Consider the following 10760-nt stretch of genomic DNA (forward strand, 5'->3'; position numbering starts at 1 on the left):
AGGACGAAAATAATCACTTCACGAAATTGCGTGCTGTTTTCCAGAATTTTTCGTCATTCGGGTTAGCCAGTTTAGCCATTCGTTACTCTCTTCATTCCAATAGCATTAATTTTCTCTGCAATAATTGTTGTAAAAATGTGACGCAAAGAGGTTTTTGGTCATAAGTAATTACCGTCAAGTGCCGATGACTTTCTATCAGGAGTAAACCTGGACGAGAGACAACGGTAATGAATACAACTCCCTCACAGCGATTAGGTTTTTTGCATCACATCAGGCTGGTTCCGTTATTTGCCTGCATTCTTGGCGGTATCTTAGTTCTATTCGCATTAAGTTCTGCTCTGGCTGGCTATTTCCTCTGGCAGGCCGATCGCGATCAGCGTGATGTTACTGCGGAGATTGAGATTCGGACCGGGTTAGCGAACAGTTCAGATTTTTTGCGTTCAGCCCGGATCAATATGATTCAGGCCGGGGCTGCGAGTCGTATTGCGGAAATGGAAGCAATGAAGCGAAATATTGCGCAAGCCGAATCGGAGATTAAACAGTCGCAGCAAGGTTATCGTGCTTATCAGAATCGACCGGTGAAAACACCTGCTGATGAAGCCCTCGACACTGAATTAAATCAACGCTTTCAGGCTTATATCACGGGTATGCAACCTATGTTGAAATATGCCAAAAATGGCATGTTTGAAGCGATTATCAATCATGAAAGTGAGCAGATCCGACCGCTGGATAATGCTTATACCGATATTTTGAACAAAGCCGTTAAGATACGTAGCACCAGAGCCAACCAACTGGCGGAACTGGCCCATCAGCGCACCCGCCTAGGTGGGATGTTCATGATTGGCGCGTTTGTGCTTGCCCTGGTCATGACGCTGATAACATTTATGGTGCTACGTCGGATCGTCATTCGTCCACTGCAACATGCCGCACAACGGATTGAAAAAATCGCCAGTGGCGATCTGACGATGAATGATGAACCGGCGGGTCGTAATGAAATCGGTCGCTTAAGTCGTCATTTACAGCAAATGCAGCATTCACTGGGGATGACAGTAGGGACTGTTCGACAGGGCGCGGAAGAGATTTATCGTGGCACCAGCGAAATTTCAGCTGGCAATGCGGACCTGTCATCTCGCACTGAAGAACAAGCGGCGGCTATCGAACAAACTGCCGCCAGCATGGAGCAACTCACTGCGACGGTGAAACAGAATGCGGATAACGCGCATCATGCCAGCAAACTGGCGCAAGAGGCTTCTATTAAAGCCAGCGATGGCGGGCAGACGGTTTCCGGTGTAGTAAAAACGATGGGCGCTATCTCCACGAGTTCGAAGAAAATTTCTGAGATCACCGCCGTCATCAACAGTATTGCTTTCCAGACGAATATTCTGGCACTGAATGCTGCCGTTGAAGCCGCGCGAGCGGGTGAGCAAGGGCGTGGATTTGCCGTTGTCGCCAGCGAAGTACGGACACTCGCAAGCCGCAGCGCTCAGGCAGCGAAAGAGATTGAAGGCTTGATCAGTGAATCAGTCAGGTTAATTGACCTGGGGTCGGATGAGGTGGCAACGGCAGGGAAAACCATGAGCACTATTGTTGATGCCGTCGCGAGTGTCACACATATCATGCAGGAAATCGCCGCCGCCTCGGATGAACAAAGTAGAGGCATAACTCAGGTTAGCCAGGCGATTTCTGAAATGGATAAGGTGACGCAACAGAATGCTTCTCTGGTAGAAGAGGCCTCAGCAGCGGCGGTGTCCCTTGAAGAACAGGCTGCACGATTAACTGAGGCGGTGAACGTATTCCGTCTGAACAAACATTCTGTGTCGGCAGAACCTCGCGGAGCGGGTGAACCAGTTAGTTTCGCTACGGTGTGAAAATGTTCAAGGAGGGATCGACAGATCCCTTCACCTTTCAGAACGGCATTGATTTTCGAATAGCGTTAATCATCAACTGGCAACCAGAAGAGAACGTCGCATCTACGCGGGTCAGTATTCCAATCGGTTCGCCTGCACCATGTCCCGGAACAGGCAGGGCCACCAGCGTGGCATGACGCAGGTCGTCTTTTACAGCGCCAGAAGGGACAAACCACACGTAATCGTATTCAACGGTAAGTTGACGAGATAGCGAAGCAGACAGCGTTTCGATACAACCCGAAGGAATTTTACAGCCCTGGCTCTGCACTAATGCATCTGAATGCTGGCGTGGCGCAGTGCCTTCTGGTGATACAACGACCGGCCATTCCAGCACCCGGCTTAGCGTTACGTTCTCCTGAAGTAGCGGGTGATTAGGGCGGACAACCAGCTTCAACGATTCAAGAAACAGCAGTTCGTAATTAAGCCCGGTCATCAGTTCAGGATCTGACATCCGACCAATGCCGATATCGATTTCCCCGGTTTTTAAACCCGCCAGAATCATAGGGTTACTCATTGTCGCAACTTGCAAGGTCGTCTCTTTTTGTTGCTGATGAAACTGACCTATAACCGAAGGTAATATCCCCAGTGCCGCAGTAGGTAGTGCACCAACCCTGACGACATCATTATTAAGACCTTCTTTACGATGAAGCGACTGTCCGGCAGTGTTGATGGCGTCAAGAACTCTGACTGCATGCGTTAAAAATTGTTCGCCGGGTAAGGTAAGTTGCGCCCCCTGACGACCACGCTCAAACAAGCGAGCGCCCGTCAGCTGCTCCAGTTCATTCAATGTATTAGAGAGCGCAGGTTGACTCAAATTAAGGGTTTCAGCCGCGCGCCCCAAAGTTCCTTGTTGTGCGACAGCTACGAATGTATGAAGGTGGCGCAAACGGATGCGCTGACTAAACAGACTATTTTTTTCCATAAGCGATGTTAAAAACGAAGCGGTGTCGCTGACAAGTGAAGTTGTTTGATTATGATAACTTGATTGCAAAATATTATTAACAATTAAAGCAATTATGTTACAGCAAAATGGATAATATTGATGTTTTCGCGGCGAGATCACAGTTTGTAAATTCTTCCCGCCAGAGTGAATGCGGTTACCTACACTCCAGATTACTGACCACTGGAGGCAGACACTATGGCGAACAGCATCACGGCGGATGAGATTCGGGAACAGTTTTCGCAGGCAATGTCAGCCATGTACCAGCAAGAAGTTCCGCAATATGGCACGCTGCTGGAACTGGTAGCTGATGTGAATCTGGCTGTGCTGGAAAACAATCCTCAACTGCACGAAAAAATGGTAAATGCAGACGAGCTGGCGCGACTGAATGTTGAACGTCATGGGGCGATTCGCGTTGGGACTGCACAAGAGCTTGCTACTCTTCGGCGGATGTTTGCCATTATGGGGATGTACCCGGTGAGCTATTACGATCTCTCGCAGGCAGGGGTGCCGGTACATTCGACAGCATTTCGGCCCATTGATGATGCTTCTCTGGCGCGTAATCCCTTCCGCGTTTTTACATCCTTACTCCGCCTTGAGCTTATCGAGAACGAAATTTTGCGCCAGAAAGCGGCGGAGATTCTGCGTCAGCGCGATATCTTCACCCCACGTTGTCGACAACTGTTAGAGGAATATGAGCAGCAGGGCGGTTTTAACGAAACACAGGCACAGGAGTTTGTGCAGGAAGCCCTGGAAACGTTTCGCTGGCACCAGTTAGCAACGGTAGATGAAGAAACCTATCGCGCCTTGCACAACGAACATCGGTTGATTGCTGATGTGGTCTGTTTTCCTGGATGCCATATCAACCACCTGACGCCACATACGCTGGATATTGACCGGGTGCAGTCGATGATGCCTGAATGCGGAATTGAACCCAAAATTCTCATCGAGGGGCCGCCGCGCCGCGAGGTACCGATTTTACTACGCCAGACCAGCTTTAAAGCACTGGAAGAGACGGTGTTGTTTGCGGGGCAGAAACAGGGCACGCATACCGCGCGCTTTGGTGAAATTGAGCAGCGTGGCGTGGCATTAACGCCGAAAGGGCGACAACTGTATGATGATCTTCTGCGTAACGCTGGAACCGGGCAGGATAATCTCACTCACCAAATGCATTTACAGGAAACCTTCCGCACTTTTCCTGACAGTGAGTTTTTAATGCGTCAGCAAGGGTTGGCATGGTTCCGGTACCGTCTGACGCCTTCGGGTGAGGCGCATCGTCAGGTGATTCATCCTGGAGACGATCCACAGCCCTTAATTGAACGTGGTTGGGTAGTGGCGCAACCCATCACCTATGAAGATTTCTTGCCCGTTAGTGCGGCGGGGATCTTCCAGTCAAATCTGGGTAATGAAACGCAGACACGCAGTCACGGTAATGCCAGTCGCGAAGCATTTGAGCAGGCGTTGGGTTGTCCGGTTTTGGATGAGTTCCAGCTTTACCAGGAAGCGGAAGAACGCAGTAAACGTCGCTGTGGTTTGCTTTAAATTCTGACCATCCGCCTTTGCAAAAATTTGCCTGATTTTACAAACGAATCAGGCTCATCCCATCGACATAAAAAAAATGCCGATTTATGCATATTCTCTCAGTTCAACAATTGGATTATTAATAAATATTGTCTAGAGTGAGCGGTCATAAATAAGCACTTTCTTGCCGCTGAAAACGACCAGCGCGGGACCATTCACAACACCAGAAGGACTCACTTTCAGGTATGGATCGTAGACGATTTATTAAAGGTTCAATGGCTATGGCCGCCGTGTGCGGTACCAGCGGCATTGCTTCTCTTTTTTCTCAGGCGGCATTCGCGGCAGATTCTGATATTGCCGACGGGCAAACCCAGCGTTTTGACTTCTCCATTCTACAGTCAATGGCGCACGACTTAGCGCAAACAGCGTGGCGTGGTGCGCCTCGTCCGTTACCTGACACGCTGGCGACAATGACGCCGCAGGCTTATAACAGTATTCAATACGACGCCGAAAAATCGCTCTGGCATAACGTTGAGAACCGTCAACTGGACGCTCAGTTCTTCCATATGGGAATGGGATTCCGTCGCCGCGTTCGTATGTTTTCTGTAGATCCAGCAACACATCTGGCGCGTGAAATTCACTTTCGCCCGGAGTTGTTCAAATACAACGATGCAGGTGTTGATACCAAACAATTAGAAGGGCAAAGCGATCTCGGCTTTGCCGGTTTTCGCGTGTTTAAAGCCCCCGAACTGGCGCGCCGTGATGTAGTATCATTTCTCGGCGCGAGTTATTTCCGCGCCGTTGATGATACATATCAATACGGTTTGTCGGCCCGCGGCCTGGCGATCGACACTTACACCGACAGTAAAGAAGAGTTCCCCGACTTTACCGCCTTCTGGTTTGATACGGTAAAACCGGGGGCAACTACCTTTACCGTTTATGCGTTGCTCGATAGCGCCAGCATTACTGGTGCCTATAAGTTCACTATCCATTGTGAGAAAAGTCAGGTGATTATGGATGTGGAAAATCACCTGTATGCGCGCAAAGACATTAAACAACTGGGCATTTCGCCGATGACCAGTATGTTCAGCTGCGGTACTAATGAACGTCGGATGTGCGATACAATTCATCCGCAAATTCATGACTCTGATCGTCTGTCCATGTGGCGGGGCAACGGCGAGTGGATTTGCCGTCCGCTGAATAATCCGCAAAAATTGCAGTTCAATGCTTACACCGACAACAACCCGAAAGGGTTTGGTTTATTGCAACTGGATCGTGACTTCTCCCATTATCAGGACATTATGGGCTGGTATAACAAACGCCCAAGTCTGTGGGTGGAACCGCGTAACAAGTGGGGTAAGGGCACCATCGGCCTGATGGAAATCCCAACAACGGGCGAAACGCTGGATAACATTGTCTGCTTCTGGCAGCCAGAAAAAGCTGTAAAAGCAGGTGATGAGTTTGCATTCCAGTATCGTCTGTACTGGAGTGCGCAACCGCCTGTTCATTGCCCATTAGCGCGCGTTATGGCGACGCGTACCGGCATGGGCGGTTTCCCGGAAGGTTGGGCGCCAGGTGAACACTATCCCGAAAAATGGGCGCGTCGTTTTGCCGTCGATTTCGTTGGTGGTGATCTGAAAGCTGCCGCGCCAAAAGGCATTGAGCCGGTGATTACGCTTTCCAGTGGGGAAGCGAAGCAAATCGAAATTCTCTATATTGAACCCATCGATGGTTATCGTATTCAGTTTGACTGGTATCCGACTTCGGACTCCACTGATCCGGTCGATATGCGGATGTATCTACGTTGTCAGGGGGACGCTATCAGTGAAACATGGCTGTATCAGTATTTCCCGCCAGCGCCGGATAAACGTCAGTATGTTGACGACCGCGTGATGAGTTAATCGTTTTTTCTTCGGCACCTTCTTCGGGAGGTGCCGTCTGGTTAAACACGATCCCGCTCGCATTTTTCCCTAAGTTAAATGAGTAATCTGATGGTGTGTATTTCAGATACACCGTGTCAGCCACTAACAGGGAGTGCGTATGTTTCCAGAATACCGAGATTTAATATCCCGTCTGAAAAACGAAAATCCTCGCTTTATGTCCTTGTTCGATAAACACAATAAACTTGATCATGAAATTGCCAGAAAGGAAGGTTCCGACGGTCGAGGGTACAATGCGGAAGTGGTCCGCATGAAAAAACAAAAGCTACAGTTAAAAGATGAGATGCTCAAAATCCTGCAGCAGGAGAGCGTCAAAGAGGTGTAAACTTTCCTAAGCCGCCAGCCAGGCGGCTTTTTTAACAACAGCATGGATTGACTGGAGATAAGATGACTGAAACGATAAAAGTAAGCGAATCACTTGAATTACATGCTGTTGCGGAAAGTCACGTCACACCTCTTTATCAGTTAATCTGTAAAAATAAAACCTGGTTACAGCAGTCGCTAAACTGGCCGCAGTTCGTTCAGAGTGAAGAGGACACGCGAAAAACGGTGCAGGGTAATGTGATGTTGCATCAACGCGGCTATGCCAAAATGTTCATGATTTTCAAAGAAGATGAACTTATCGGCGTTATCTCGTTTAATCGTATTGAACCACTGAATAAAACTGCTGAAATCGGCTACTGGCTGGACGAATCTCATCAGGGGCAGGGGATCATTTCTCAGGCGCTGCAGGCATTGATTCATCATTACGCTCAGTCTGGTGAACTTAGACGCTTCGTGATCAAATGTCGGGTGGACAATCCGCAAAGCAACCAGGTCGCTTTGCGCAATGGTTTTATCCTTGAAGGTTGCCTGAAACAGGCTGAGTTCCTGAATGATGCCTATGATGATGTGAACTTATACGCGCGTATTATCGATTCATAATAACCCTGCCAGCGGCGTTCGCGTAATGCGCTCCTCGCCGTTAATGACTTTTGGACCACGGACATGAACCGTGTCGCCATCAAAGGCTTCAACGACGGCGTGGTCGGTTAACTCCACATGGTTTTCAATTATCACCGCACCTGTAATACGGCTCTCACCTTGTATTACAACGTGCTCGTCGAGCAGAATCGGTCCACCACGTACCACGGCATTTCCGCCAATCAAGACATGATGTTTTAACACACAATTACCTTCCACAATGGCATATTCCGCCACCTGCGAACTGTAATGAATCGTCGGAATGGCATCTTCTTCTATGCCAGCTTTCACCTGCGCGTGACCGTAGACTTTAGCGCAATCGCATAGCCAGACGTTGTTCTCTTCATTACCTTCAACACTGGCAAAATCAAAAACTTCGGCGCGATGTTCAATAAAAGCATACCGGACGACGGCATCGCCATAAATTTGTGCCTGGTGGACAATACGCGAGGCGCTAACCCTTGCGCGATCATAAATTTGGAGCAGGAGTTGATGGTCGGGCGTTAAGCCTTGTGCGGCGACGATCATAGAATGTTGATCAATTAAGGCGTGACCAAATATTCTACATTGCCCGTAAACTAATGAGTCATGAATGGTGACACTGTCACTTATATATGCACCCTGGCTGATTTCACTATTATCGATCCAGACGTTATCCGTTGCGTAAACCTCTCCCCACAGCACGCTGGTGCCGGTGATACGCGTATTACCGGAAATCACCGTTCCGCCGAACGCAATAGCATTCTGGTCGTAAATCCAGCAATTTTCTTCCTGTGCTAACACCGTTTCGCGATCGATCCAGCCGCCAGCGGTTCCTGCTATCACATCGTTAAAATCGCTAATGGCGATAATCTGCCGTAATAACACACTTTTTTTAGTGCCATCTTCCTGATAACTAAAGGCTCGCTGTTCTTCACTTAGGCGATATTTGCGCATAGCGTTTTCCCACAGGTGACTTACTATAACCGTAGCAAATTCTGCGGCTCTGGCTATGCGCGAGAAAATTCCATAAAATGCATTTCAAATATACTTTATAAATTAAACAAAATGAGTAAGAAGATGCAGAGCGATAAAGTGCTCAATTTGCCGGCAGGCTACTTTGGTATTGTGTTGGGGACGATAGGGATGGGATTTGCTTGGCGCTATGCCAGCCAGGTTTGGCAGGTCAGCCACTGGTTAGGGGATGGGCTGGTGATTCTGGCGATGATCATCTGGGGATTATTGGCTAGCGCATTTATTACCCGACTCATACGCTTTCCGCATAGCGTGCTGGCGGAAGTTCGCCATCCAGTGCTGAGCAGTTTTGTGAGTTTGTTTCCGGCAACGATGATGCTGGTGGCGATTGGTTTTGTTCCGTGGTTTCGCCCACTGGCGGTGTGCATGTTCAGTTTTGGTGTCGTGGTTCAGTTGGCTTATGCCGCCTGGCAAACTGCGGGATTATGGCGCGGATCTCACCCTGAAGAAGCTACCACGCCTGGACTGTATCTGCCGACAGTTGCCAACAACTTTATCAGCGCAATGGCCTGTGGTGCGTTGGGCTACACCGACGCCGGTCTGGTGTTTTTAGGCGCAGGCGTTTTCTCATGGCTAAGCCTTGAACCGGTGATCTTGCAGCGTCTGCGCAGTTCGGGAGAATTACCCACGGCACTGCGGACATCACTCGGCATTCAGCTCGCTCCTGCGCTGGTGGCCTGTAGTGCCTGGCTGAGCGTCAACGGCGGCGAGGGTGACACGCTGGCGAAAATGCTTTTCGGTTATGGACTGCTGCAACTGCTGTTTATGCTACGTCTGATGCCATGGTATCTCTCCCAGCCATTTAATGCTTCATTCTGGAGTTTCTCGTTCGGCGTATCTGCACTGGCAACCACCGGTTTGCATCTGGGGAGTGGCAGCGATAATGGATTTTTCCATACGCTGGCGGTGCCGCTGTTTATCTTTACCAATTTTATTATTGCAATACTGCTCATCCGTACTTTTGCGCTTCTGATGCAGGGAAAATTGTTAGTCAGAACCGAGCGCGCCGTTTTAATGAAAGCAGAGGACAAAGAATGATCATTCGTGACGAAAACTATTTTACTGATAAATATGAATTAACCCGCACACACTCTGAAGTACTGGAAGCGGTGAAAGTGGTTAAACCGGGTAAAACGCTGGATCTGGGCTGTGGCAATGGTCGTAACAGTCTTTACCTGGCAGCCAATGGTTATGATGTTGACGCATGGGATAAAAATGCCATGAGTATCGCCAACGTCGAGCGCATTAAATCCATTGAAAATCTGGATAATTTACACACCCGGGTCGTTGATCTGAATAACCTCACATTTGATGGACAGTACGATTTTATTCTTTCGACTGTGGTGCTGATGTTCCTTGAGGCTAAAACCATCCCAGGGTTGATTGCCAATATGCAACGTTGCACTAAACCTGGTGGTTACAACCTGATTGTGGCGGCGATGGATACCGCTGATTATCCATGTACCGTCGGCTTCACGTTTGCCTTCAAAGAGGGAGAATTACGTCGATATTACGAAGGCTGGGAGAGGGTGAAATACAATGAAGACGTCGGCGAGCTGCACCGCACCGACGCCAACGGTAATCGTATTAAACTGCGTTTCGCCACGATGCTGGCACGTAAAAAATGACCCGGTAAGCACAAAACGCGTGAAAATTCCCCACGCTGAGATGATTTACTGTTCTTCTTTTCGGTAAGCATATTTTTTATCGAAGGGATGTGAAATTAATCACAGTAGTCGAAGTTTTTTAGCAGCTTAACTTACTGAAATTTAACTACTGATGATTGACTTAGCCCCTTTTTCGGCATTGACTATGTCGTCTGAAAAGGGGCTGAAAAATTTATTTTCACCAACACTTTTTTTGCCACAACACGAAGCGGCGCTTTTTGCTATAACTTAGAAAGTAATATAATCATCTCAGGAAACTATTCATGCGTACCACATCATTTGCGAAAGTTGCAGCTTTATGCGGCTTGTTGGCTCTGTCTGGTTGTGCCTCTAAAATCACCCAGCCAGATAAATATTCTGGTTTTTTAAACAATTACTCTGATTTAAAAGAAACAACCTCAGCAACAGGTAAACCTGTTTTACGTTGGGTAGACCCGAGTTTTGATCAAAGCAAATATGACAGCATCGTCTGGAACCCAATCACTTATTATCCGGTACCAAAACCTTCTACCCAGGTAGGGCAGAAAGTTCTGGATAAAATTTTGAACTATACCAACACCGAAATGAAAGAAGCGATAGCGCAGCGTAAACCAGTGGTTACCACCGCTGGGCCGCGTAGTCTGATTTTCCGTGGGGCCATTACCGGTGTAGATACCAGCAAAGAAGGGCTGCAATTCTATGAAGTGGTTCCTGTTGCATTAGTGGTTGCGGGGACGCAAATGGCTACAGGCCACCGTACCATGGATACTCGCCTCTATTTTGAAGGTGAGCTGATTGATGCAGCGACTAATAAACCGGTTATCAAAGT

The 10760-nt window shown here is 48.5% G+C and carries 10 protein-coding genes; 8 read left to right on the forward strand and 2 right to left on the reverse strand.

Annotated features, from left to right (window positions below):
- Positions 1-227 precede the first annotated feature (227 nt).
- Positions 228-1868 carry a methyl-accepting chemotaxis protein Trg gene (gene trg, locus ACUU1M_RS16115; RefSeq protein ID WP_001098561.1) on the forward strand — a complete coding sequence of 547 codons (1641 nt, stop codon included), beginning with the start codon at positions 228-230 and terminating at the stop codon, positions 1866-1868.
- A 37-nt stretch (positions 1869-1905) separates the two neighbouring features.
- Here trg and ACUU1M_RS16120 read toward each other — a convergent pair whose 3' ends face one another.
- Positions 1906-2829, reverse strand: coding sequence for a LysR substrate-binding domain-containing protein (locus tag ACUU1M_RS16120; protein ID WP_000414572.1), 924 nt, complete (start codon positions 2827-2829; stop codon positions 1906-1908).
- A gap of 216 nt (positions 2830-3045) precedes the next feature.
- Here ACUU1M_RS16120 and hglS point away from each other — a divergent pair, with 216 nt between their 5' ends.
- From hglS to rimL, 4 genes are all read left to right on the forward strand, one after another.
- Positions 3046-4389: a 2-oxoadipate dioxygenase/decarboxylase HglS gene (gene hglS / locus ACUU1M_RS16125; RefSeq protein WP_000013770.1), complete on the forward strand. Its 1344-nt coding sequence runs from the start codon at positions 3046-3048 to the stop codon at positions 4387-4389.
- Positions 4390-4613: 224 nt separating this feature from the next.
- Positions 4614-6269: a glucan biosynthesis protein OpgD gene (opgD, locus tag ACUU1M_RS16130; RefSeq protein ID WP_000375966.1), complete on the forward strand. Its 1656-nt coding sequence runs from the start codon at positions 4614-4616 to the stop codon at positions 6267-6269.
- A gap of 139 nt (positions 6270-6408) precedes the next feature.
- Positions 6409-6633, forward strand: coding sequence for a YdcH family protein (locus ACUU1M_RS16135; protein ID WP_001296778.1), 225 nt, complete (start codon positions 6409-6411; stop codon positions 6631-6633).
- Between the two features lie 62 nt (positions 6634-6695).
- Positions 6696-7232, forward strand: a complete 537-nt coding sequence (gene rimL / locus ACUU1M_RS16140) for a 50S ribosomal protein L7/L12-serine acetyltransferase (RefSeq protein ID WP_000140884.1) — start codon at positions 6696-6698, stop codon at positions 7230-7232.
- On the opposite strand, the gene ydcK is transcribed toward rimL, so the two are convergent.
- Positions 7227-8207: a YdcK family protein gene (gene ydcK, locus ACUU1M_RS16145; protein ID WP_001234065.1), complete on the reverse strand. Its 981-nt coding sequence runs from the start codon at positions 8205-8207 to the stop codon at positions 7227-7229. The genes rimL and ydcK overlap by 6 nt on opposite strands.
- A 123-nt stretch (positions 8208-8330) precedes the next feature.
- Here ydcK and tehA point away from each other — a divergent pair, with 123 nt between their 5' ends.
- From tehA to ACUU1M_RS16160, 3 genes are all read left to right on the forward strand, one after another.
- Positions 8331-9323, forward strand: a complete 993-nt coding sequence (gene tehA, locus ACUU1M_RS16150; protein ID WP_005074778.1) for a dicarboxylate transporter/tellurite-resistance protein TehA — start codon at positions 8331-8333, stop codon at positions 9321-9323.
- Positions 9320-9913 carry a tellurite resistance methyltransferase TehB gene (gene tehB / locus ACUU1M_RS16155; RefSeq protein ID WP_000586723.1) on the forward strand — a complete coding sequence of 198 codons (594 nt, stop codon included), beginning with the start codon at positions 9320-9322 and terminating at the stop codon, positions 9911-9913. The genes tehA and tehB overlap by 4 nt, the downstream gene beginning before the upstream one ends.
- Positions 9914-10215: 302 nt before the next feature.
- On the forward strand, positions 10216-10760 hold a 545-nt coding region (locus tag ACUU1M_RS16160; RefSeq protein ID WP_449144691.1), incomplete at its 3' end, for a DUF3313 domain-containing protein.

The organism is Shigella sp. SIG6, from assembly GCF_053555815.1.